Raw genomic sequence first — 22,990 nt, 5'->3', positions numbered from 1 at the left:
CCGCCAGAACCATGCGGCGCATTACTTATCGCCCCGTTGAGTGATCAAGTATTGCAAGATCCGAACCTGTGTCAACCCCGAGGAACCTCCGCTCGCGCGCTATTGCCTCGGCATTACGGCGGTCACTTCCCGGAGTCTTACGGCAATCTTTCCCTGTTGTTTGCCGACACTGGATCAGGTTTAGGTTTGTGAGTTTCCCCAGGTGAAGTGTCGTCATTGTCCGAAATGCAGTACTGCGTACGTAAGGGTGGCGTGTTCCCTTGTGGGGGCACATGGGGGACCGAGGGTCGATTGACGGCGTCTCGGTGTTCGCCTCGACCTGGGCACATTTAATGTTTCCGCAACATCGCCGATGGGTGATCGGGTTAGATTGCCGTGAGGTTCCAAAGGGTGACGGCCCGGGCCCGGCGCTCAATGAGGCGGTCATCGAAAAAGCTGGCATACATGGCAGGTGTAGCGGACATCATTCGAAGCGGGGAATTATGTGAGGCTGTATGACGTCGCGAGGTTTCAATGTCTAGTTTTGCCGGATGGTCGGCTCGTTCCACGGCTGGGATACGCGAAGCGGACTTCCACCGCGTACGGACGGATCTCGCCGTGCGCGGCAGAGCCGGACACGGGATATGGCGGCACGAGCGTGCCGCCCTTGTGCAGACGGTCGGCCCCACCTGGACCGGGCCGAAAGGGCCGGCCGTGCTCGAGCGGGCCGGGGCCCCGCCGGTGGCCGTGGTCTTCGACGGCCACCTCGCCAACGCCGCCGGCCTCGCGGCCTCGCTGGCGCTGCGCCCGGGGTACTCGCCCTCGGAACTGGTGGCCCACGCCTACCTCAGGTGGGGGCGGGCCGCCGTCGAGCGGTTCCAGGGCGACTTCGCGCTCGCCGTGCTGGACGCCGACAGGGTGCTGCTCGGACGCGACCGCCTCGGCATCAAGCCGCTCAGCTATCTGGAGACCGAGAACGGCCTGCTGTTCTCCTCCGACCTCGCCACTCTCGCGCGGCACCCCTGGGCCCGGCCCCGGCTCACCGCGGACGGCCTGAGCGCGTTGATCACGCAACTGCGCCCGCCGGGACGCGGGGTGCTCGCGGACGTGCGCGAGGTGGTGCCGGGAACCACGGTCGAGTTCCGGGCCGGCGGCGCCGGCTCCGAGGCGCGGTACTGGTCGCTGCAGGATCCGCCGGAGACCACACCGGACCGCCCCGTCGAGCAGGTCAGAGAGCTGCTGGACGATGCCGTGCGCCGTGCGCTGGGCGACGCCGAACCCGCCGTGCTGCTGTCCGGAGGACTGGACTCCAGTGTGCTGACCGGCCTCGCCGCCGGCCTCGCGAAACGCCCCCCGCGGACCTTCACGGTCGTGTTCGACCAGACCGGTGTCCCGGTTCCGGACCGGCCGTACGCGCAGGAGGTCGTCGACTTCCTCGGGTGCGAGCACCACGAGGCCGAGATCGACCCCCGCGAGCTCTCCGCACCCGGTCTGCTGGCCGAGGTGGCCGCGGCCAAGGACCACCCGACCCCGTTCGGCGACAAGAACATCACGCCGTACGTCTTCGGACGCCGGGTCGCGGAGGCGGTGCCGGTGGTGCTCAGCGGGGAAGGCGCGGACGCGGTGTTCACCGGGCTCGGCGGGGATCCCGACCCCACCCGCACCCTGACATCGTTTCCCTGGATCGAGCGTTCCCGGCGTTTCGGTCTGCCGTACGGCATCGGTGCCGGGCTGTTCGACGCCGGTCTGCTCACCGCCATCGACGTGTCCGGCTGGATCGACTCGCTGTTCCGCGAGGCCGTCGCCGAGGTACGGCACCCGCCGGGCGCGTCCCGCACCGACCGCCTCGCCCGCGAGATCGATCACCTGACGATCACCCGGCTGCTGGAGCAGACGGTGCTGCACTCGGAGCGGATCTCGACGGCGGCCGGACTGGAGGTGCGCTTCCCGTTCGCCGACGCCGAAGTGGTGTCGGCCGTGTACCACTTGCCGGCGCGGGAGAAGTCCTTCGACGGCAGGGAGAAGAGCCTGCTCCGCGCCCTCGGGCACCACCTGGTCCCGGAGTCGGTGCGCACCCGGCCGAAGGTGCCCTACCCGATCACCTATGACAGGTACTACAAATCCGCTCTCGTGCACCGTCTCCGGGCGCTGCTGGACGACTCGGCGGCCCCGGTGCACGCGCTGCTGGACCGACGTGCCGCCGTCGCCGTCGTCGACGATCCGAGCCGGCTCGACCGTGGCGGCTGGCTCGGCCGTGCGGACGCCGAGATGGTGCTGCAGCTCGACGCGTGGCTCAGGCGGCTGCACGTGCGGATCGAGCTGTGATCCAGCGGTGGAAGGAACGGGTCCAGGGGTGATCCGCCGGCGGAACGGGCGAAGAGGGTGAGACGGGAAGCCACGGGACATCCACCGCTCCCTGGCCCGTGCGGGCTTCCCGGAAGAGTTCCGCGCCGGCTTCCCGGAAGAACCCCGACCGGATAAGCCGCCGCCCGCCGCCCGCCGCCCGCCGCCCGCCGCCCGCCGCCCGCCGCCCGCCGCCCGCCGCCCGCCGTCACCCGAAGCCCGAACACGCCCACGCACCGCTCGCCGACGCGGCGCCGCCCACACCGTCCGGGCAGCGCGCCCGGAGACCCGCCGCTTCGGCCGTACCGTCTGCCCCCGGCCCCGCTCCTCGCCCGCGCGAGGAGAGCCACCGATACCGGCACCCCAGGGCCGGCAGACGTCTCCCGTTCTCGCGCGCGGCAGCGCGCAACGTCCCCCACATCCGGCTGTCCCACCACGGACCGACCTGACTGCGCCGCACCGGACAAGCACCGGGGCGGCGAAGAAGAAGCCGGACACGACGGAAATGAGGCACTTGTGAGTGACCCGAAGCAGGTCCCGCTCTCGGTCGGGCAGGAAGCCATCTGGGTCGCGTGGAAACGCGACCCGGCTGCCTGGACGAACATCATCCCGACACCGTTCGAAGTGACCGGCTCGCTCGACGTGGCACGCCTGCGTGCGGCGGTCGGAGAGATCGGCGAACTCTACCCCCAGCTCCGGGGCCGGGTGCTGGCCACACCGGGCGGCCTGGTCCTGGACCGCTCGGGCGGCCCGGAGATCCCGGTGACGGAGACGGCGACGGACCTCCCCAGGGACGAGGCCGTACGCCGAAGCTGGCAACGGCCGTTCAACCTGCGCCGCGGACCGCTCGCCCGGGTGGAACTGCTGCGGGGCGCGGACTTCACCGTCCTGGTCCTGGCCGTGCACCACCTGGTGTTCGACGGCGCGTCGATCCTCGTGCTCCTGGAAGCGCTGAGCAAGACGTACGCGGGTGCCGCCCCGGTCGTCCCCGACCACGGCGAACTGGTGCACTACGCCGAGCGTTCGCACGCGCTGGCCGAAGGTCCGGAAGGCGAACCCGACCGGGAGTACTGGCGGGAGACGCTGGGCGGGCAGGATCTCGACTTCCGGCTGCCGCCGAGCGTGGACGAGACGCAGTACACCGTGCTGGAGGAGCTGATACCCGCGGAACTCGCCGCCCGGCTGCGCTCACGCGCCACCGAGATCGGTGTCTCCTACACCTCGGTGCTCCTGGGAAGCTACTTCGCGTTGCTGCGCCGCTACGGCGGAGGCGCGGACGTCCTGTCGTTCGTGCCCTACCACGGCCGGTCCTCGGCGTCGCTGCGCGAACTCGTCTGGGACTTCGTGAACCCCCTGCCGATCCTGGACCGGCCCACGGCGGACGACACCTACGCCTCGCTGTCGCGCCGGGTCCACGGCCGTGTGCGGGACGCCGTCGCGCACGGGAACCTGCCGCTGCCGGCGATCATCCGGGCGGCCGGCCTCACCGGGCCGGAAGCGGGCGCGCGCACCCACCAGACGGTGTTCCAGGTCTGGAACGCCGGCCTGCGGACCGGGGTCGACGTGCAGGATCTGCCCCTGCACCACGGCGGGCACCGGGCGTCGCTGCGGCTGCTCGGCATGGAGAGCTCCGCCGGCTTCCTGCTGGCGACGATGGTGCGCGAGGACAGCGCCGGCACCCATGTGCTGTGGAAGGACCCGACCGGAGCCGTCGGCCCCACCCGCGTAGCCGAACTCGCCCACGACTACCGGTCCATACTCGAAGCGGTCGCCGAGAACCCCGACTCGCCGCTGATCGACGTCCGGCGGGACGTGCAGGCGGACCCCGAGCCCGTCGCACAGACCCGGCCCGGCCCCGCTGGGCAGAGGGCCGCGGACGAGTCGGTGGCGGAGATGGCCGGTCTCTGGGCCGACGTGCTCGGCGTGCGGGAGATCGACCCGGAGGACTCGTTCTTCGAGCTGGGGGGCCACTCGCTGCTGGCGGAGAAGCTGGTGCTGGCGGTCAACAAGCGCTACGGCACCGAGGCGGCGTCGATCCGGACCCTGTTCGACCACCCGCGCCTGCACGACTTCACGTCGGTGGTGGCTCCGGCCGCCGCCCCGCAGGAGACGGACGACCCGCCGGCCGCGGACGCCGTGCCGCCCGGGCCGGACCGTGCCGCCTCGGGGACAGCGCCCGCCGTCCTCGTCCGGCCCGCCTCCCCGCACCAGCAGCGCATGTGGTTCGTGGACCGGTTCGAGAACGGGGAGATCTATCCGGCGGCGCCGACCTACCACAACCTCAGGCTCGTCCTGCGGCTCCCCGAGACCCCCGAACGGTCCCGGCTGGACGCCGCCGTCACGGCGGTCGTGCGGGCGCACGAGGCACTGCGCACCACGTTCGACCACGTGGACGGCCAGGTGGTGCAGCGCATCCACGCGAGCGTCCCGGTGCGCGCCGAGTGGCTGCCCGCCAACGCCGGCCCGGAAGCGCTGCGCGCGGCCGCCACCGCACCGTTCGACCTGGTCGGCGGCCCGCTGCTGCGCGTCACCGTGCTGCCGCACGAGGACGGTTCGGCCTGGCTGGCGCTGACCGCCCACCAGGCCGTCGCGGACGACCACTCGCTGCGGCTCCTCGCCCGGCAGCTCCTCGGCGACGCCCCCGAACCCAGCAGCTTCAGCACCTGGCACGAGGGGACACCGCACGAGGCACGGCGCGCGGACATCGAGGCACGCGCCGCCGTGCTCAGCCCGCCGGCCGAACCCCTGCGCCTGCCCGAACGGCGCCGCCGCGACGCCGTCCACGTCTACGAGGAGGCCACGGCCGGCTTCTCCGTCCCGGCGGACACAGCGGTGGACGCGCTCGCCGAAGGGCTCGGCGTGGCCCCCACCGACGTGCTGCTGGCCGCCTTCACCGCCGTCCTCGGCTGGTACACCGGACAGACCGACCTGGTGCTGGGCCTGACCCACCCGGGACGCCACGACGCCGACCGCCACGTCGTCGGCCCCCTGTCCAACCTGCTGCCGCTCCGCTTCGAGGCGCGGCCGGACACCGCCTTCGGCCACCTGGCGACCGCGGTCGCGGCCGAGCGCGCGCACGCCCAGCGGCACGGGCACGCACCCTTCGACGAACTGGTACGCCGGATCGACCCGGTCAAGGATATGAGCCGCACCGCCCTGTTCGACGTGCTCGTCACGGTCCTCGACGCAACCGGACCGCAGGAGGAGACCGGTCTCGCGGGCGGCTACGGCAAGTACGACCTGCACCTCGTGCTGCGCGCGGAAGACGGCGGCCACCGGGGCGTCCTCGTCTTCAACGGCCGCTACTTCGACCACGACCAGATCGCCGCCCTCGCGGAGCACTTCACGGCGGTCCTGCGGCAGCTCGCGAAGCAGCCGCACACCGCGCTCGGCGACCTGGACCCGCTGACCGACGACGAACGCCACACCCAGCTGGCGGTCTGGAACGCCACCGGCGCCGCGTACCCGGAGACCACCGTCCACGAACTGGTCCGGCAGACCGCCGGGCGCCGGCCCGAGGCCGTGGCGCTGACGCACGAAGGCACAGAGATCACCTACGGACAGCTCCTGGCCCGCTCCGAGCGGCTCGCCAAGGTCCTCCTCGAACGCGGCGTGCAGCCCGGCGAACTCGTCGCCCTGCTGCTGCCGCGCGGGCCACGGCAGATCGAGGCCATCCTCGCCGTGCTGTTCGCGGGGGCCGCGTACCTGCCGGTCGACCCGGCGGGACCGGCGGAGCGGGCGGCCTTCATCCTGGAGGACTCCGGGACCCGGTTCGCGGTGACCCCGGACGGCGCCGGCCTCGCCGGGTTCCCGGGGACCGTCGTCGCCGCCGACGCCGAACCCGGCACCGACCCCGCCCTGCCTGCGGTGGCCGCCGACGCGCCCGCCTACTGCATCTACACCTCCGGCACCACCGGGAAGCCGAAGGGCGTGGTGATCACCCACCGGAACCTGGTGCGGCTCGTCACCAACGAGCGCTTCCCGTTCGCGTTCGGACCGAACGACGTGTGGACGATGTTCCACTCCTACGCCTTCGACTTCTCCGTCTGGGAGGTCTTCGGCGCCCTCGTGCACGGCGGCAGGCTGGTGCTCGTGACCGAGGAGCAGACCCGCGACCCGGAGCAGTTCTGGGCGCTGCTGCAACGCGAAGGGGTCACCGTGCTCAACCAGACCCCGAGCGCGTTCGGCCGTATCGCGGACCGGGAACCGGCGACGCCCACGGGGCTCAACCGGCTGCGGTACGTGATCTTCGGAGGCGAGGCCCTGCGCCCGGCGCTGCTGGATGACTGGCTCGAACGCCGCCCGCATGTACGGCTGGTGAACATGTACGGCATCACCGAGACCACGGTGCACGCCAGCATCCACACCGTCACCCGGGCGGACGCCGACGCGGACGCCGGCGTCATCGGCCGGCCGATCCCCACCACCCGGCTGCTGCTCCTGGACCGGCTCACGGGCCGGCGGCTGCTGCCGGTCGGCGCGGTCGGTGAGATCCACGTCGGCGGCGACGGAGTCGCGGGCGGCTACACCGGCCGGCCCGAGCTGACCGCGCGGCGGTTCGTCGACTCGCCGTTCGGCGACGGGAAGCTGTTCCGCAGCGGCGACCTGGCCCGGTACCGGCCGGACGGCACCCTGGAGTTCATCGGCCGGGCCGACGACCAGGTGCAACTGCGCGGATACCGCATCGAACCCGGCGAGGTGCGCGCCGCGCTGCTCGAACACCCGCAAGTCCACGACGCCGCGGTGCTGGCGGAACCGGACCGCCTCGTCGCAGTCGTGGCCACCACCGCCCCGCTCACCCGGCGCGACCTCTACGACCACCTGGCCACCAAGGTGCCCGGCTACATGATCCCGGGCGAGTTCCGCACCGTCCCGGAGATCCCGTTGACGCCCAACGGAAAAGTGGACGGGGAAGCGCTGCGCCGCCGACCGGCACCTCCGGCCGAACCGGCGGCCGCGGAGCCGGTCGGCACCGACAGCGGCACGGCGGCGGTCCTCGGGCGGCTGTGGTCCGAACTGCTCCGTGTCTCCGCCGTGCAGCCCGACGACTCGTTCTTCGCGCTGGGCGGGCACTCGATGAACGCTGTCTCGCTGATCGCACGGATCCAGCAGCACTTCGGTGTGAAACTGCCGATGCGCGCCTTGTTCGAGCACCCCCGCCTGGGCGACCTCGCCGCGCTCGTCGACCGCGAGCTCGGCGACCGCGCTCCCGCCGTCACTCCGCTTCCGGCGACGGCCGCCGACGAACCCGGCGACCGCGCGCCCGTCGTCACCGGGCACGCGGCGACGGCCGCCGACGGGCTGCCGGCGGCCGGCCCGCTCCAGCGACAGCTTTGGCTCGCGGAGCAGGTCGAGGAGCGCTCCCGCAACACGGTCCTGCTGTCCTGGAAGGCCGAGGGGCCGCTCGACCTGGCGGTGCTGAACCGTGCGCTGGCCGGACTGGTCGCGGGTCACGAGATCCTGCGCACCGCGTTCGTGACGGACGGCGGCGTGCTGCGCCAAGCCGTCCGGGAGCCGTGGCGGCCCCGCATCGAGCTGGTCTTCGTCGCCGACCCCGCCGAGCCGGACGAGGAACTGGCCCAATGGCTCGAAGAGACCGCGCAGCAGCCCTTCGACCTGGAGTCCGGGCGTCTGCTGCGGTTCGCCGTGGCGGACCTCGGACCCCACGGGCACGCGCTGCTGGTGTGCGCACACCACCTCGTCATCGACGGGGAATCGGTCCCGACACTGCTGTCGGAACTCGACCGCTACTACCGTGCCGTAGCCGACGGAGTCCCCGCCGAGCCGCCGCGCACCCAGTACCGCGAGTTCGTCGCAGCGGGCGAAGCGGCACGCGGCGGCGAACGGCACCGCCGTGACCTCGACTTCTGGCGCGCACGGCTCGACGGCGCCGGCAGCACGGTGGAGTTCCCCGAGCCGCCGGTGCCGCCCGAGCCGGACGGGGCGGTCACGGTGCCGCTGCCGGCCGGCCTGGGACAGCGGCTGCGGCACCTCCAGACCCGCTACGCGGTGTCCTGGTTCATGGTGGTGGGCGCGGCGCTGGTGACCGCGGTGCACCGCTGGACCGGCCAGTCGGCTCTGACGGTGGGCGTCCCCGCCGTCCAGCCGGAGCGGGGCGCCTTCCCGGACCTGCTCGGGCCCTCCCTGAACACCGTCGTGCTCCGGTCCGACGTGACCGCCGGCACCTCGCTCGGCGACGTACTGACCGCGCTGAGGACCGAGACGCTCGACGCGTTCGCCCACGCCGGCGCCCCGTTCGAGGACGTCTTGGAGGAACTGGCCCCGGCGCGACAGGCAGGACGCTCGCCCTACACCGATGTCACGCTGAACATGAATCTGCGCAGCGACCGCAAGGCGGAACTGGGCGGCACGCGTCTGCGGCCGGTCTTCCTGGACCGGCTCGGTGCCAGGGAGGCCAAGACGGGCATCACCCTGACCGTGGCCGAAGAGGACGGCGAGCTGGCCGCCGTGCTGTCCTACCAGGGGACGCGGGTCTCGGCGAAGCAGGCCGGCGTGCTGGCCGCGACGGTCGGCGACCTGCTCGCCGGCCTGGCGGACGCCCCGGAACGGGCCCTGGCCGACCCCGTCGACCCGCACCGGCCGTGACGGTGAGCCGCGAGGTGACACGGGCGTGCCGCGCGACCCGGCCCCCGGAGAGACGAGACGCGTCATGAGCGGACCACGCAACGCCTGGACCATCGGAAAACCTCTGGCGGACCGCCCCGTGGTCACCCTGTACTGCTTCCCGCACTCGGGCGCGCTCGTCAGCGAGTTCGTCCGGTGGGGCGGGCGGCTCCCCGGGGTACAGGTCTACGGCATCTGCCCGCCGGGACGGGGACCCCGCTCGCGCGAGCGGGAGCCGGACACCGTCGCGGAGTTCGTCAGGGATCTGGTGGACGAGACGGAGTTCGCCGAGCCGGCCGTGTTCTTCGGACACAGTCTCGGCGCCCTGACCGCGTACGAGACGATCCGGGAACTGCGCGCCCGCGGCAAGCCGCTGCCCCGCAGGCTGATCGCCTCGGCGCACGCCGCCCCGCAGCTCGGACGCACGGCCACCGGGCTCTCGGGCCTCAGCGACCCGCGGCTCATGGCGGAGATCGAGGCCCGCTACGGCGCGCTGCCACCCCACGTGACCGCCAACCCCGAACTGACCGCCCTGGTCGTGCAGGCGTTCCGCGCCGACTTGCGGCTGCTCGACTCCTACCGTCACCAACCCGGTGATCCGCTCCCGGTGCCCATCGAGGTCTTCGGGGGCGAACAGGACACCTCGGTGCCGCCCGGCACCCTCCTGGCCTGGCGGCACCGGACGGCCGGGGACTTCACCGCCCGGTGGTTCACCGGGGACCACTTCTACTTCCGGCACGCACCGGAACCGGTGTACGCGGCGCTCCGGAACGCGCTGCTCCGACCTCTCCCCTCGAAAGCGGGCCTTTGACATGACGACAGACGCCCAGATCCGCCTCCACTGGTACCTGCCGAGCTCCGGGGAGACCCGGCAGTTCCGGCAGGGCGGCACCAACGTCGTGCTGCCCGACCGGGGCTCCGCCGGACCCGGCGGCTTCCGCGCACCGACGCTGTCCTACCTGACGGAGATCGCCCTGGCGGTGGAGGAGGCCGGGTGTACCTCGGTACTCGTCCCGACCGGGTCCTCCTGCGAGGACCCCTGGATCGTCTCCTCCGTGCTCCTGGCGCACACCCGCACCCTGCGGTTCCTGGTGGCGCTGCACCCCCGCACCCAGCACCCGCTGCTGACCGCGCACCACGCGGCGACCTTCCAGCGGCTCGCCGGCCACGACCGCCTGGCGCTGAACGTGGTGACCGGTGAACCGGGCTGGGAGGCACGCCGTTACGGCGACCACGGCGACAAGGCCGTGCAGTACGCCCGCACCGAGGAGTTCCTGCGGGTCGTCCGGCCCCTGCTGGCGGGCGAGTCGGTGGACCACAGCGGGGAGTACTTCGCGACGCGGGACGCCTCCGTGACGGCCCCCGGGCGCGACCTGCCCGCGGAGCCGCCGGAGATCTGGTTCGGCGGGTCCTCGGAGTACGCCCGGCCGGTCGCCGCCCGGCACGCCGACGTCTATCTGAGCTGGCTCGAACCGCTGGACATGATCGTGGAGAAGATGAAATGGCTGGCCGAGGCGGTGCCCGAGGGCCGCCCGGCACCGCGGTTCGGCCTGCGCGCCTGGCTGCTCAGCCGGGACACCACCGAGCAGGCGTTCGCGGACGCCGAGCGGCACCTCGCCGGCATCGACCCGGCCCACGCGGCACAGGCCCGCGCACTGCTGGGCGCCCGTGGCTCGGTCGGCCAGGCCAGGGGACAGAGCCTCCTCGAAGGAGCCAGCATCGAGGACCCGGACAGTCTCCACGTGGCGCCCAATCTCTGGGGCGGCTTCGGGCTCCTGGCCGGAGGCTCGGCGCTGGCGTTCGTCGGCAGCCACGCGGAGGTCGCCGACCGGCTGGAGGAGTACCGCGAGATCGGCGTCAGCGAATTCATCCTCTCCGGGTTCCCGAACCTGGAGGAGGCCCACTGGCTCTCGGACGGCCTGGCCCCGGAGCTGCGCAGGCGGGGACTGCTGGCACCGAGGTGACTCATCCCACGGCTTGGGAGCGGGCCCGGTAGAGGTCGCGCAGCAGGGCGATCTCGGCTCCGTGGTGCAGCAGTTCCTGGTTGACCCACCACACGACGCCGATAAAGGGCTCCTCCGGGTCGCTGCCGTGTGGGTAGCCGCAGTACCCGACCGTGTCGAGCGCCGCGTCGTCGGCGCCCAGCAACGCCGTCCGCCAGGCCGCCGCCCCGGCGTCGAAGGCGGCCACCGCCGCCGCCGCGCCGCCGGGGACGGGAACGTCGTCCCGGGTCAGCCGGTGGCCGCCGGTGGTGTGCTCGGCGCGCAGCGTCAGCATCTCGCCGAGGTGGCTCAGGCGCCACGCGAGGGTGGTGAACGGCGGCGGCCGGGGATGCGGGTAGGCGGCGGCGTCGCGTCCCCACTCACCGGCGCCCGCCAGGGAGGTGGCGCGCGGTCCCGGCCCGTCCGCGCGCCGCCGTACCGACCAGCAGTCCGGCACCGGTTCCCACAGGTACTCCGCGTCGGTCAGGGGAGCGACCGGGGTGTCGGTCCCGTCGCCGCTGTCCACGACGGGACCCGTCAGCCGGCGGGTGAGGCGCTCGCGGGCGAAGTCGAACTGTTCCAGCAGCGGCAGCAGGCGGGGCGGCACCGTCATCGAAGGCTCCTGTGTCGGACCGGTTCCGGACGATCGGCCACCCTGGCACAACCGGCCCCGCGACCGCCTGCCGATTTTCCGTACGGCGGCCCGCGAGCGTGGACACGCGGCCGGTGGCCATGGTTCCTCTCCGATTCCCTGATAGGCAGGTCTCCACCGGCTCAGCCCCGACAGACCGGAGAGCATCCCGTGAAGATCCACCTCACCAGCGTCTTCGTCGACGACCAGGAGAAGGCCCTGCGCTTCTACACCGGGCCGCTTGGCTTCGTGAAGAAGCACGACGTGCCGCTCGGCGAGGACCGGTGGCTGACCGTGGTCTCACCGGAGGACCCCGACGGCCCCGAACTGCTGCTGGAGCCCTCCGGCCATCCCGCGGTGGGCCCGTACAAGACGGCGCTGGTCCAGGACGGCATCCCGGCCGCCTCCTTCGCCGTCGCCGACGTACGCGCGGAGTACGACCGGCTGCGCCGGCTCGGGGTCCGCTTCACCCAGGAGCCGCTGGAGACGGGCACGGTCACCACGGCGGTCCTGGACGACACCTGCGGCAACCTGGTCCAGATCGTGCACACCCACTAGGACGACGCCCGGGTCACCGGCCCGGCGGATCTCGCATGGCTGTGCCGGCCGGCCACGGCCTACGGTGGGGCGTGCGGGCCCGACCGGACCGGAGGAGTGCACGTGGAGATCGTTGCGTACGGCGTCCTGTCCGACGAGGAGCCCTTGCTGCGGGCCGCGTTCGACGAGGCGTTCGACGGCCGGCACGGACTGCGCTGTCTGGGGCTGTTCCTGGACCGGGACACCGCCCCGACGGCCGTCGGCCACGAGGTCGTGCTCAGCAGCGTCAACGACACCCTGGACGCCGGTGTGCTGCGCGCGCTGGCCGACGGCGGAGCCCGGATGATCGCCCAGCGCTCCACCGGCTACAACAACATCGACCTCGCCGCCGCGCGGAAGCTGGGGCTCACCGTGGCCCGGGTCTCGTCCTACTCGCCGTACTCGGTCGCCGAGTTCGCCTGGACCCTGGCCCTGGCCGTCAACCGGCGGATCGTCCGCGCCGCGCACCGCACCCGGGAGTTCGACTTCCGGCTCGACGGGCTGATGGGCCGCGACCTGCGCGGCCGGACGGCCGGCGTGGTCGGCACCGGCAAGATCGGCGCCGCGTTCACCCGGATCGCCCACGGGTTCGGGATGAGACTGCTGGGCTGGGACATCGCGGAGAATCCCGACTGCCTCGCGCTCGGCATGGAGTACGTGCCACGCGAGCGGCTGTTCGCCGAGGCGGACCTGGTCAGCCTGCACGTGCCGCTGCTGCCGGACACCCATCACCTCGTCGACGCAAGGGCGCTGGCCCTGATGAAGGACGACTCGATCCTGGTCAACTCCAGCCGGGGCGGCCTGGTGGACACCGACGCCCTGCTGGAGACGCTGCGCGCGGGACGGCTCACCGGCGTGGGCCTGGACGTGTACGAGGAGGAGGCCGGCGTGTTCTTCCTGGACAAGTCGCTGGAGGTGATGACCGACGAACGCCTGGCCCGGCTGATGACCTTCGGCAACGTCCTGCTCACCTCGCACCAGGCGTACTTCACCGAGGACGCCGTGGGCCAGATCGTCCGGACGACCGTGTCCAACGTCGAGGACTACCTCGCCGGCCGCACCGGAGAGAACACGCTGGTCGGCGCCGTAGCCCCCTGACGCCACGAGCGCCGCCCGGCTCGTCACCCGGCGTCGGCCGCCGGGAGGACCACGCGCAGTTCGTACCCGCCGTCGGCGGTCGGGCCCGAGGTCATCGTGCCGCCGAGGAGTTCGGCGCGCTGGCGCAGACCGATCAGACCGTGGTGGGCGCCGGGCAGCGGCAGCGGCGGCTGCGTCGGCGCGCTGTTGGTGACCGTGACGTGCACCGAACCGTCGGCGTGGGTCAGCTCGATGCGCGCGGTGGCGCCCGGAGCGTGCTTGCGGGTGTTGGTCAGCGCCTCCTGGACCGTGCGGTAGACCGCGCGCTGCACGGTCGGCGGCAGGCCCTCGGGCAGCTCCATGCGCAGTTCGGTCCGGATGCCGCAGTTGTCGGCCAGCCGCCGGATGTCGCTGAGCGCCGGCTGCGGGGTCAGTTCCGTGGGGTGGCCGCTGGAGGCGCGCAGGACGCCGACCATGTGGCGCAGCTCGTCCAGCGTCTGCACGCTCAGCAGCCGGATCGTCGCCGCGGCCTCCTTGGTCTCCGGATCGCCCGCCCCGACCTGGAGTGCCCCCGCGCGGACGGCGATCAGGCTGACCTGGTGGGAGACGACGTCGTGCATCTCCCGCGCGAGCTGCGCGCGCTCCTTGGCCAGCGCGGCCTGGGCCGTCAGCAGCTGCTGGTGGTCACGCGCCTCGGAGATCTCGGTCAGGCGCAGCGACAGGGCACGGCGGGTCTGCACGAGCTGCCCGAGGAAGACGGCCGCGGCCGCCGTGGCGAAGCTGTAGCCGAGCGGGATCAGCGTCGAGGTACGGGCCGGATCGAACCGCGGCGACGGCAGGGACGTGGTGTCGCTGACCGCGAAGACCATGGCGCACGCGACCAGCAGCGTCCGCGGCCGGCTGAACGAGGCGAGCGTGTACAGCGCGGCCAGGCAGGCGACGACCGCGTCCGACAGCAGCACGGCGGGCAGGGTGAGCACGAACGTCAGCAGCGGTTGCCGCCGGCGCAGCAGCAGGACCACCGCGGCGCCCAGCGCGCAGGCCATCCGCAGCCGCTCCTCGATGTCCCAGTGGGCCCACACGTCGAGGAGCGCCATGGCCACGGCCACGCCGTCCAGGAGCAGCGGGGACGGGCGGCGCCGGGTCATCCCGTGCCCTCGGCGAGCAGCCCGGCCCGCTGGGCGAGGAGGGCGGCCTGCACCCGTCCGCTGACCTCCAGCTTGTTCAGGATCGCGCTGACATGGTCCTTGACGGTGCCCGTGCTCAGATGCATCCGGGCCGCGATGTCCGTGTTCGACAGGCCCTCGGCGATCAGGACGAGCACCTCGCGCTCCCGGGAGGTCAGCCGGTCCAGGGCCTTCGGCGGGCGGTCCTGCGTCCCGGCGCTGAGATAGCCGTCCACCACCGTGCGCGTGACCTTCGGCGACAGCACCGTGCCGCCCCGGGCCAGGCTCTGCACCGCGGGCGGCAGCGCCTCCGGGTCGGTGTCCTTGAGCAGGAAGCCGGCGGCGCCCGAGCGCAGGGCCGTCTCCACGTACTCGTCCATGTCGAACGTGGTCAGCATCGCCACCACCGGCGGCTCCGGCAGCCGGCGGATCTCGCTGAGTACGGTCAGGCCGTCCACGTCCGGCATACGGATGTCCAGCAGGACGACGTCGGGACGGGTCTCGCGCACGGTCCGCAGGGCCTGCCCGCCGGAGACCGCGCCGACGACCTCGATGCCGTCGGCGGCGTCCAGGATGCGCTGGAAGCCCGTGCGGATCAGGGCTTCGTCGTCGACCACCAGTACCCGGATCACGTGTGCTCCAGCCTGTGGGGGAGTACCGTGTCCGATTCGTACCACGCCGGGGGCGACCGCGCCGCCGGGCGCCGGGGGAGCGGTGCGAACCGGGCGGCCGAAGCGGTCTCACCCGCGCCGGGAACGGGCCCCGGCGGGCGTCACCGGCCCACGAGGCACAACTGCCGGGGGACGGCCGGCGGCACCGGCACGGCGACGGGCGAGGACCCCCAGGCCGGTGACGGCCGGTGGTCCGCCGCCGCGGGCTGTCCGAGCCGGACGGACCAGAGGCCGTCGCGCAGGGTCAGCGTCACCGTGGCCAGGCGCGGCACCCGCAGGTGCCAGAAGGAACGGGCGGGCACGGCCAGGGCATGGACCAGCGCGGCCCGGACCACGGCGGCCTCGGCGATCGCCAGCACGTGCCCCTGGCCGGCCGGCAGCGTCCTCAGCCAGGCCGCCGTGCGCGCGCACAGCCGGGCGACGGACTCGCCGCCGTGCGGTGCGGCGTTCGGATCGGTCAGCCAGACGGACAGGGCGTGGGGGTCCTCGGCGGCGATGTCCCGGAGCGCGCGGCCGTCCCATGCGCCGTAGTCCAGATCGCGCAGCGCGTCCTCGGCCACGGCCTCGACCGCGAGGGCCTCGGCGAGCCGCGCGCAGGGGGCGGAGGGTGTCCGCACGGCCCGCGTGTACGGCGGGAGGGCCGCGTGCGCGGCGCTCACCTCGCGCCGGCCCGGCTCGTCCCGGGTCCCGTCTCCGAAAACCTGGTCGCGGTTGCCCGGCGAGGCGGTCGCGCACAGCATCGTCAGTCGCACGGTCACCATCCGGGACCTCCTTCTCGACCGGGACGGCACAGGGCCGGACCGGTCGGGTCGTCAAGCGGGAGGCCGGCCGGAAGCACACCGGACTGCTCTCCCTTCCCTCCCCACAGTCCTGGAACGGCCCCGCCGTGACCATCCGGCACCCGGCCGGACCATCCCCGCCGGATGGCGGGAACCTCGCGCACCGGTACGACGGCTTCGCCGCTCCGGCACCGGCCGTACCGGCACGACGGTTCCGCTCTCCCGCCCGGCCAGCGGGTGATCGCCCCCGCTCAGCGCAAGCCCAGGCAGGGCAGCCAGACGCGGGGCGCGCCGTGGGCCGCGGTGAGCAGCGCGGCCAGGACGCCCGGCAGCCCCGTCAGCAGGTCCGCCGGCCAGTCGGCGGGAGCGGGGGAGCCGAGGCGCTCCGTCACGTGGTCGGCCAGCCGCCGCTTGAGCGCGCCGGCGGCGGGCAGCCGCGCGTGGCGGTCGAAGGCGTCGGCGACGGCCAGCACCCCCGCCGCGCCGTGGCACAGCCCGAGCCGGTCGGCCGGGGTGTCGCCGTAGAGGTGGAACGTCTCGTCGTAGTGCTCGGCGAGCGTGGTGAACGCGGCCAGGGCCCAGTCGGCGGCGGCGGTGTCCCCGAGGGCGTCGGCGGCGTCCCACAGCGCCCAGGCGACGCCGGGGGCGCCGTAGCACCAGGCCTGCCGGGGCGTGGCGGCGCGGGAGGGCGGGCGGTCGAGTCCGGCGCCGGGCCAGGTGCGGATGGACCGCTCGTCGTCGTATGCCTGGCGGACCAGCCAGCGGGTGGCCCGGCCGAGCGCCGCGGTGAGGGTGTCGGCGAGGCCGGTGCCCGGCCGGGTGCGGCGCAGTGCCGCGGTGAGCGCGGTGACCAGCCCGGCGACGCCGTGCCCCATGCCGGTGTTGACCCGGCCGTGCACCCACGCCAGGTACGGGTGGTGCGCGTACTGGCCCGTGCGCAGCCGGCCCAGCTCCTCCTCGTCGCACAGCAGCGCCAGGTGCGCGGCGAGCGGACGCGGCACGGGTCCGGCCGGACCGGCCGCGCACAGCGCGAGCAGGGTGCCGGCGGGCCCGGAGATCAGGTCGTAGTCCGGGAAGGCGACGTCGCGGGTGCGGTACCGGGGCGGGCGTCCGCCGAGGTGGGCGGCGAGCCGGTCCGCGGCGGGCCGCAGCCCGGGGTGGAGGCGGGCGCCCAGCCGCAGGCCGACGAGCGTGCCGGCCAGCCCTCCGTCGTACAGGGCGGGGTGGGCCGGTCCCCGGCCGGCCGTGCGGGACCACACGGCCACGGCGGCCGGCGCCGCCTCGTCGTCGGCGACCAGGTGCGCCAGCACGGGGATGCCGGGATCGCAGCGGTGTCCGCCCCGCTCGGGCGAGGCGGCCCACTCCCGCAGGTACCGGACGGCGAAGCCGTGGACGTCGTCGAGCGGGGTGGGCGGTGCCGCCGTGTCGTACGCCATCGTCCTCCTCACTTCCTGGGGGCGGGACGGAGCCGCCCGCGCGGCGGGCGGCTCCTGGAGAGGGATCAACAGATGACCACCGTGGCGCAGACGACGATCGTGCACAGGCCGCTGCATCCCTGGGTGTACGCGGAGACCGACGGCAGATCCTCGTCGGTGATCCGCTCTTCGAGGTCGCTGATCAGCGTGTCGAGTTCGGTGATGTCGTTGCCGGGCATGGGACTTCCCCTTTCACTCATCGGGTGTGGGCCGCCCCGGCGGACCGCCTGGCGGGCGGGCCGGGGACGTGGTGCCGGCCGCCGCGGACCAGGACGTCGGCGGCGGCAGCGGCGAGCCGGCCGGCGCTCTGGTCGTGGGGGAGCCGGAGCAGGAGTTGGGCGGCGACGGTCGCGCCGCCGTGCAGCGGGTCGCGCACCAGCAGTTCCTCGGGTGCCGGCAGCATCTCCTCCACCAGCAGCGCGGTGCCCGCCTGCCGGGCGCACAGCCGCTCGATCAGGTGGATGGCCGTCAGCGACTCCAGGTCCACGGGCACCGGTTTCGCGCCGGGCGCGGTGCGGGCGAACGCGTGCCGGGGCAGTCCGGCGGTCCGGCGCAGCAGGGCCAGGGCGCGGACCTTGGCGAGCAGGTCGTCGCCCGGCTGCCACAGCCGGCCGCGGTCGATCCGCCAGGTGGCGGGGGCGAGGACGAGGTCGCCGCCCGCGGTCAGCCGCGGCAGCCTGGCCAGGTCGGGCAGGGCGGCGTCCAGGGCATCCAGGCGGACGAGGTAGGAAGCGGCCGGATGGCTCGCGGCGAGCAGCAGGCGCAGGAGCGTGTCGTAGGGCGGGGCCGGGGAGCGGGTGGCGTGGTACACGGGGATCAGGCGGTGGCCGTCCGCCTCGGCGACGATCCGGCCGTGCTCGCGCCGCAGGCTGATCCGGTCCAGCGGCAGGTAGCGCGCGTGCGGGCCGTGCGGGCCGTAGTACGGCGTGGGGTCCGGGTCGCCGGTCCACCAGCGGGTCGTGACGGGACGGCGCACCGCGTTGGCGGACCGCTCGGCGAGCGGCGGTACGAGCAGGTCCACGAAGCGGACCCCGGTGCGGTCCTCGACGGCGGCGAGGAAGGCGCGGTAGGCGTCGGCGTTGCCGTATCCGCCGTGCAGGGCGCGCAGTCCGTCGGCGAACCGGGCGTCGAGCACCCCGGCGGCCGAGGCGGTCTCCAGGACGGCCACCGGACCGCCGGCGGCGGACGGGGCCAGTGGGCGCAGCAGGCAGTCGACGGGCCAGGGCGGCAGCGTGTCCGTGCCGGGCGGGGCGCCCAGCGCGTCCAGCAGCGCGTCGTCGACGTCCACGCGGGCCGCGCCGGAGCGGGCGGCGGCCGCCAGGTGGTCCAGCAGCCGGCCGTAGCCGCCGGCGCGGTCGCGGGCGGCCGGCCAGCCCGTGTAGCGGCGGGCGGCGGGCGGCGGCTCGTCGGCGCTCAGCCGGTCGGCGAGGATCTCGCTGATGGGGCGGGCCCGCTCGGTCAGCCCGGCGAACCAGGCCTGCCGCTCCGGAGGGTCCGGGGGGCGGCCGGCTTCGCGGAGGGCGGCGAGCCGGGTCGCGATCCGCAGCCCGCGCTCGACGCGTGCGACGGCCGCGACGGGCACGGCGGCGTCGGCGCCGAGACGGCGGTGGGAGTCGAGGAACCAGGCGTCGGACCCGCCGCCCGCGGGCGCCGCCGGCAGCGTCCCGCCGGCGGTCACCGCCTCGGCCGGCACCCAGCCGCTGCAGTGCCGGCGGGGCTCCCGGCAGATCTGTACGACGCCCAGCCGGTGCAGGTGCTGGAGGAACCCGCGCAGCACGTCCGGGGCCAGCGGCGGCCGGCCGGGCTGCGCGGTCAGCGGCGGCAGCAGCCGGTCCAGTTCGCCGAGCGGACGCGGCCCGTCGGCGAGGAGGGCCAGGACGCCCTCCAGCACGCGGGTGCGGCGCAGCACGATCTGCCGGAGCCGGCCCGGTTCCCGGGAGTCCACGACGTAACACCGGACCTGGCCGGGCAGGTCGCCGGGCGCGGCGGCTGGCGGCTCGGCGAAGTGCAGGGGCGTCGGCGTCAGCAGGGTCTTCGGGCCGGCGGTGCGCAGGTCCGCGGGCCCGCCGCGCGCCCTGAGCAGGTGCACGTTCTCCACGGCGACCGCCGCCAGGGCCCCGAGCGAGGTGCCCGGCACGAGGAGCGGCGGACACCCGTCCGCGGCGCCGGTCACCGGGAGCGCGGCGATCTGGCCCGCCCAGCCGCGGGGTGTGGTCTTCGCGGCGGCCCGGCCCACGATCCGCCACAAGTAGGCGGCGCGCTTGCGCAGTTGCCTGCCCGACCAGGACTGGCCTTCGGCGAGCCGCCGTTCGGTGTCCTCGGCGAGTCCGGGAGCGGCGCTGTCCAGGAACGCCCGCAGCACCGGGCTGGAACACACCGTGCGCCACGCCTGTTCGGCGACGCGCCGCTGTTCGTCCACGACCGCCTGCCGCAGCCCGCTCAGGGCCGTCTCCGCCGACGCCGCCTCATCCAGCAGGGCACGGGCCTGCTCCGCGAGCGTGGCGGGCACGGCGGGCGAACGCTCCAGCAGTGCGCAGTCCGCCGCCCGCGGCGCCGCACCGGAGTGCAGCCGCCGCCGCAGGTCGAGCACGGGACCCCGTTCGGCGGAGGACAGCGACGGCTGCGGTACGACCTCGGCACCGAGCCGGTCGGCCAGCGCCCCGGCCCGCGCGGCGAGCCGGTCGACGGTGTCGGCGTGCCGGGCCGCGTCCGCGAACAGACGGGTGGCGGCGCCGGCCGTCCACGCCGCGCCGGGCATCCCGCCCAGCCGCAGCAGCGCCGTGGTGCCGAGCGCCGCGTTCCGGACGTCCGCCGCCCGGGCCGCCTGTGCCGGTACGTGTTCCATGCTCAGTCCGCCCCTTCCCGGCCGTCGGCGGCGAGTGCCTCGGTGAGCAGGCACTGCCGTGCCGTGCCGAGCGCGCCCCGGTTCCAGTGGAAGACCACGTGGTGGGCGGCGGCCCGGCGCGGGCCGATGGTGGCCTCGCCGGTCGCGAAGTAATGGCGGTGCCAGCGCTCCGCGGCCCGTCCGACCGCCGCCGCGTGCTCGCGCACGACGTCCCGCCACGGCTTCGGCAGCGCCCCGAGCCGGTCCTCGGCACTCAGCTCCCACCAGGCACGGATACCGGCGGCGGCCCGCCGGCGGTCCGGGTCCTCCGGCGCCCCCGGCAGCCGGCGGCCGGTCTCCTCCCGTACGGCCTGCCAGACGCCCCGGTGCTCCCAGCCGACGATGCCCAGACCGTCGAACACGGCGTGCAGCAGTGCCAGGGACACCCGCCAGCCGGCCGGTGCCGGATCACCGGCCGCGGCGGTGTGGACGTCCAGCCACGCCCGGGAGTCGGCGGTGAACAACGCGTGCACCCAGGGCATGGAGCGGGGGCCGCCGAAGAGATACGTCTCCGGTTCGTACACACCGGCCACCGGCCGGGCCCAGGCGCTGTCCCGTCCCGGCTCCAGCCGCCGCAGCAGCGCGGCGCGCAGGTCCGGTGCGCGGGAGGGCTCCGCCGCGCGGAACCGCACGCGCAGTCCCGGTGGTTTGTGCATGAAGAAGAAGTCCCGGGCCTGCCCGCCGTCGAGCAGCTCCCGTGCCGTCGCGGCGAGCCGGTCGTACGGCAACGCGCCCGGCGCCCCGGCCAGGCCGAGCTGCACCCATCCGCCCTCGGGCGTATGGTCGCGCAGGGCCGCCAGACCGGCCGCGAGGAACGTCCGGCGTGCCGCCGCGTAACCGGCGTCCTCCGCCGCCAGGGCAACGGTGCCCAGCGGCCCGGTCCGCGCGTCATGGAGGCAGTCGGCCAGTAAACGCTCGATTCGCACCATGCGGCCTCCTCACCGGGAAGGACGATCCACTGCTGTGATGTCCCGTCCGCACCGGTGCCGAAGCATCGAAGCGAATTGGTCATATGATCAACAGGAGTGCGCTGGTGTATCCCGCTGTTCGCACCAGACCGTTCAGTGCGCCGCTCTCCCACCGGAGCCGCCGACGACGTCTGCCCCATGCGTGCGGCAACTTGCCGATAGCACAGCGGAGTTGAGCGCGAGCCGGGCCGGGCGGAAATTCGGTGTCGCCCGGGCCGGACTGACACGATCATGGACCGGTCACCCGCACCCGGCCATCGAGGAGTCACCTGCCATGCCCGTGCCCGCCGACCCCACCGTCCTGCACCCGATGCCCGGACAGCCGCGGGTGGTCCAGCTCAAGCCACTGGTCACGTCCCCGCTGATCGAGGTGGGGGAGTACTCGTACTACGACGACCCGGACGACCCCACCGCGTTCGAGACGCGCAACGTGCTTTACCACTACGGGCCCGAGAAGCTGATCATCGGCAAGTTCTGCGCGCTGGGCACGGGCGTGAAGTTCGTCATGAACGGCGCCAACCACCGTATGGACGGCCCCTCGACCTTCCCGTTCCCCACCTTGGGCGGTTCGTGGGCCGACCACTTCGACCTGCTCACCGGCCTGCCCAACCGAGGGGACACCGTCGTCGGCAACGACGTCTGGATCGGCCACGGTGCGACGGTGCTGCCGGGCGTACGGATCGGACACGGCGCGATCATCGGCACCGGCGCCGTGGTCACCGGCGACGTGCCCGACTACGGCATCGTCGGCGGCAACCCGGCACGCCTCATCCGCACCCGCTACGACGACCGGGACATCGCCCGGCTGCTGGCGGTGGCCTGGTGGGACTGGCCCGTGGAACACCTCACCGAGCACGTGCGCACCATCATGTCGGGCAGCATCAGCGAACTGGAGGCCGCCGCCGGCTCGTGCTGAACCGGGGGACGGCGTCGCGGTCGTCAACTTGTTGGGTGCCTGTAGTTCGTTCAGGTGACGTCACTTCGCGTCACTCTGCCTCGTCGCGGCACCCTTACACTCCAGTCGTATACAGCCGACCCGCCGGGAAACGCGGTCTTTAGGACAGTTAAGAAGATCATTCCTTAAATCTGCTTACATGGTGAATCGTTCCGTCTGGAGAGCATGCGGAGGCAGCACTCCCGAACGGAAAGGAGTCGGCGCTATGGCCGACTGGAAGCAGATCTCCGGTGCGCTGGTGCGGATCGCGGTGGGTTCGCGGACGAATGTGTGGGGTGTCAACTCGGGCAGCAACATCTACCGTTACACCAACAACGACGCCAGCCCGTGGGTGCAGATTCCCGGCGCGCTCAGCGACATCGGGGCGGGTGCGGACGGGACCGTGTGGGGGGTGAACTCCGCCGGCAACATCTACCGGTACACCGGCGACCAGGAATCCGGCCACTGGAAGCAGATCTCCGGTGCGCTGGTGCGGATCACGGTGGGTTCGCGGACGAACGTGTGGGGTGTCAACGCGGGTGGGAACATCTACCGTTACACCGGCAACGACGCCAGTCCGTGGGTGCAGGTTCCCGGTGCGCTGAGTGACATCGGGGCGGGTGCGGACGGCACGGTGTGGGGGGTGAACTCCGCCGGCAACATCTACCGGTACACCGGCGACCAGGAATCCGGCCACTGGAAGCAGATCAACGGAGGCCTGAAGGCCATCGCCGCCGGCTGGCGGACGAACGCCTGGGGCGTGAACTCGGGCGGGAACATCTACCGTTACACCAACAACGACGCGAGTCCGTGGGTGCAGGTTCCCGGTGCGCTGAGTGACATCGGGGCGGGTGCGGACGGCACGGTGTGGGGGGTGAACTCCGCCGGCAACATCTACCGT

The 22,990-nt window shown here is 73.6% G+C and carries 16 protein-coding genes; 8 read left to right on the top strand and 8 right to left on the bottom strand.

The window, feature by feature from the left end:
• Positions 1 to 513: 513 nt before the first annotated feature.
• From ACH4OA_RS14545 to ACH4OA_RS14530, 4 genes are all read left to right on the top strand, one after another.
• Positions 514 to 2,304 carry an asparagine synthetase B family protein gene (locus ACH4OA_RS14545; RefSeq protein ID WP_397969238.1) on the top strand — a complete coding sequence of 597 codons (1,791 nt, stop codon included), beginning with the start codon at positions 514 to 516 and terminating at the stop codon, positions 2,302 to 2,304.
• Between the two features lie 534 nt (positions 2,305 to 2,838).
• A complete protein-coding gene (locus tag ACH4OA_RS14540) occupies positions 2,839 to 8,928 on the top strand; it encodes an amino acid adenylation domain-containing protein (protein WP_397969236.1) in 6,090 nt (2,029 codons plus the stop codon).
• A gap of 64 nt (positions 8,929 to 8,992) precedes the next feature.
• The gene (locus ACH4OA_RS14535; RefSeq protein ID WP_397969234.1) at positions 8,993 to 9,757 is read left to right on the top strand and encodes a thioesterase II family protein; all 765 of its coding nucleotides are present in this window, start codon (positions 8,993 to 8,995) and stop codon (positions 9,755 to 9,757) included.
• Position 9,758: 1 nt separating this feature from the next.
• Positions 9,759 to 10,910 carry an LLM class flavin-dependent oxidoreductase gene (locus ACH4OA_RS14530; protein WP_397969232.1) on the top strand — a complete coding sequence of 384 codons (1,152 nt, stop codon included), beginning with the start codon at positions 9,759 to 9,761 and terminating at the stop codon, positions 10,908 to 10,910.
• 1 nt (position 10,911) lies between these two features.
• On the opposite strand, the gene ACH4OA_RS14525 is transcribed toward ACH4OA_RS14530, so the two are convergent.
• Positions 10,912 to 11,541 carry a DinB family protein gene (locus ACH4OA_RS14525; RefSeq protein ID WP_397969231.1) on the bottom strand — a complete coding sequence of 210 codons (630 nt, stop codon included), beginning with the start codon at positions 11,539 to 11,541 and terminating at the stop codon, positions 10,912 to 10,914.
• Between the two features lie 189 nt (positions 11,542 to 11,730).
• Here ACH4OA_RS14525 and ACH4OA_RS14520 point away from each other — a divergent pair, with 189 nt between their 5' ends.
• Together ACH4OA_RS14520 and ACH4OA_RS14515 are read left to right on the top strand one after the other, a co-directional pair.
• A complete protein-coding gene (locus ACH4OA_RS14520; RefSeq protein WP_397969229.1) occupies positions 11,731 to 12,117 on the top strand; it encodes a VOC family protein in 387 nt (128 codons plus the stop codon).
• Between the two features lie 102 nt (positions 12,118 to 12,219).
• On the top strand, positions 12,220 to 13,233 hold the full coding sequence (locus tag ACH4OA_RS14515; RefSeq protein ID WP_397969227.1) for a 2-hydroxyacid dehydrogenase: 1,014 nt from the start codon (positions 12,220 to 12,222) through the stop codon (positions 13,231 to 13,233).
• A gap of 23 nt (positions 13,234 to 13,256) precedes the next feature.
• Here the strand turns inward: ACH4OA_RS14515 and ACH4OA_RS14510 are convergent, their stop codons facing one another.
• The 7 genes from ACH4OA_RS14510 to ACH4OA_RS14480 form a co-directional block, all read right to left on the bottom strand.
• Positions 13,257 to 14,360, bottom strand: coding sequence for a sensor histidine kinase (locus tag ACH4OA_RS14510; RefSeq protein WP_397936026.1), 1,104 nt, complete (start codon positions 14,358 to 14,360; stop codon positions 13,257 to 13,259).
• Positions 14,357 to 15,010, bottom strand: a complete 654-nt coding sequence (locus tag ACH4OA_RS14505) for a response regulator (protein WP_397936024.1) — start codon at positions 15,008 to 15,010, stop codon at positions 14,357 to 14,359. The genes ACH4OA_RS14510 and ACH4OA_RS14505 overlap by 4 nt, the downstream gene beginning before the upstream one ends.
• Before the next feature lie 140 nt (positions 15,011 to 15,150).
• Positions 15,151 to 15,810, bottom strand: a complete 660-nt coding sequence (locus tag ACH4OA_RS14500) for a histidine phosphatase family protein (RefSeq protein ID WP_397969225.1) — start codon at positions 15,808 to 15,810, stop codon at positions 15,151 to 15,153.
• Positions 15,811 to 16,079: 269 nt separating this feature from the next.
• Positions 16,080 to 17,264: a lanthionine synthetase LanC family protein gene (locus ACH4OA_RS14495; RefSeq protein ID WP_397969223.1), complete on the bottom strand. Its 1,185-nt coding sequence runs from the start codon at positions 17,262 to 17,264 to the stop codon at positions 16,080 to 16,082.
• A 65-nt stretch (positions 17,265 to 17,329) separates the two neighbouring features.
• Complete coding sequence (locus tag ACH4OA_RS14490; protein ID WP_365883569.1) at positions 17,330 to 17,482, bottom strand: hypothetical protein; 153 nt, start codon at positions 17,480 to 17,482, stop codon at positions 17,330 to 17,332.
• 17 nt (positions 17,483 to 17,499) lie between these two features.
• Positions 17,500 to 20,148 carry a lantibiotic dehydratase gene (locus ACH4OA_RS14485; RefSeq protein ID WP_397969221.1) on the bottom strand — a complete coding sequence of 883 codons (2,649 nt, stop codon included), beginning with the start codon at positions 20,146 to 20,148 and terminating at the stop codon, positions 17,500 to 17,502.
• Between the two features lie 2 nt (positions 20,149 to 20,150).
• Positions 20,151 to 21,116 carry a thiopeptide-type bacteriocin biosynthesis protein gene (locus tag ACH4OA_RS14480; protein WP_397969219.1) on the bottom strand — a complete coding sequence of 322 codons (966 nt, stop codon included), beginning with the start codon at positions 21,114 to 21,116 and terminating at the stop codon, positions 20,151 to 20,153.
• Between the two features lie 313 nt (positions 21,117 to 21,429).
• On the opposite strand from ACH4OA_RS14480, the gene ACH4OA_RS14475 reads away from it, so the two are divergent.
• Positions 21,430 to 22,071 (top strand): CatB-related O-acetyltransferase, encoded by a 642-nt coding sequence (locus tag ACH4OA_RS14475; RefSeq protein WP_397936017.1) that lies wholly within the window; start codon positions 21,430 to 21,432, stop codon positions 22,069 to 22,071.
• Between the two features lie 244 nt (positions 22,072 to 22,315).
• On the top strand, positions 22,316 to 22,990 hold a 675-nt coding region (locus ACH4OA_RS14470; RefSeq protein ID WP_397969218.1), incomplete at its 3' end, for a tectonin domain-containing protein.

Source organism: Streptomyces sp. NPDC017095 (assembly GCF_044332325.1).
Taxonomy (GTDB): domain Bacteria; phylum Actinomycetota; class Actinomycetes; order Streptomycetales; family Streptomycetaceae; genus Streptomyces.
The sequence above is the reverse complement of the archived record's forward strand: the minus strand, read 5'-3'. Positions and strand labels throughout refer to the sequence as shown.

What these genes read in the sequence shown, in the direction of transcription:
- ACH4OA_RS14530 (WP_397969232.1), top strand. Translation starts at nt 9,759, where the DNA reads ATGACGACAGACGCCCAGATCCGCCTCCACTGGTACCTGCCGAGCTCC.
- ACH4OA_RS14485 (WP_397969221.1), bottom strand. Translation starts at nt 20,148, where the DNA reads ATGGAACACGTACCGGCACAGGCGGCCCGGGCGGCGGACGTCCGGAAC.
- ACH4OA_RS14495 (WP_397969223.1), bottom strand. Translation starts at nt 17,264, where the DNA reads ATGGCGTACGACACGGCGGCACCGCCCACCCCGCTCGACGACGTCCAC.
- ACH4OA_RS14510 (WP_397936026.1), bottom strand. Translation starts at nt 14,360, where the DNA reads ATGACCCGGCGCCGCCCGTCCCCGCTGCTCCTGGACGGCGTGGCCGTG.
- ACH4OA_RS14545 (WP_397969238.1), top strand. Translation starts at nt 514, where the DNA reads ATGTCTAGTTTTGCCGGATGGTCGGCTCGTTCCACGGCTGGGATACGC.
- ACH4OA_RS14475 (WP_397936017.1), top strand. Translation starts at nt 21,430, where the DNA reads ATGCCCGTGCCCGCCGACCCCACCGTCCTGCACCCGATGCCCGGACAG.
- ACH4OA_RS14535 (WP_397969234.1), top strand. Translation starts at nt 8,993, where the DNA reads ATGAGCGGACCACGCAACGCCTGGACCATCGGAAAACCTCTGGCGGAC.
- ACH4OA_RS14490 (WP_365883569.1), bottom strand. Translation starts at nt 17,482, where the DNA reads ATGCCCGGCAACGACATCACCGAACTCGACACGCTGATCAGCGACCTC.
- ACH4OA_RS14500 (WP_397969225.1), bottom strand. Translation starts at nt 15,810, where the DNA reads ATGGTGACCGTGCGACTGACGATGCTGTGCGCGACCGCCTCGCCGGGC.
- ACH4OA_RS14525 (WP_397969231.1), bottom strand. Translation starts at nt 11,541, where the DNA reads ATGACGGTGCCGCCCCGCCTGCTGCCGCTGCTGGAACAGTTCGACTTC.
- ACH4OA_RS14480 (WP_397969219.1), bottom strand. Translation starts at nt 21,116, where the DNA reads ATGGTGCGAATCGAGCGTTTACTGGCCGACTGCCTCCATGACGCGCGG.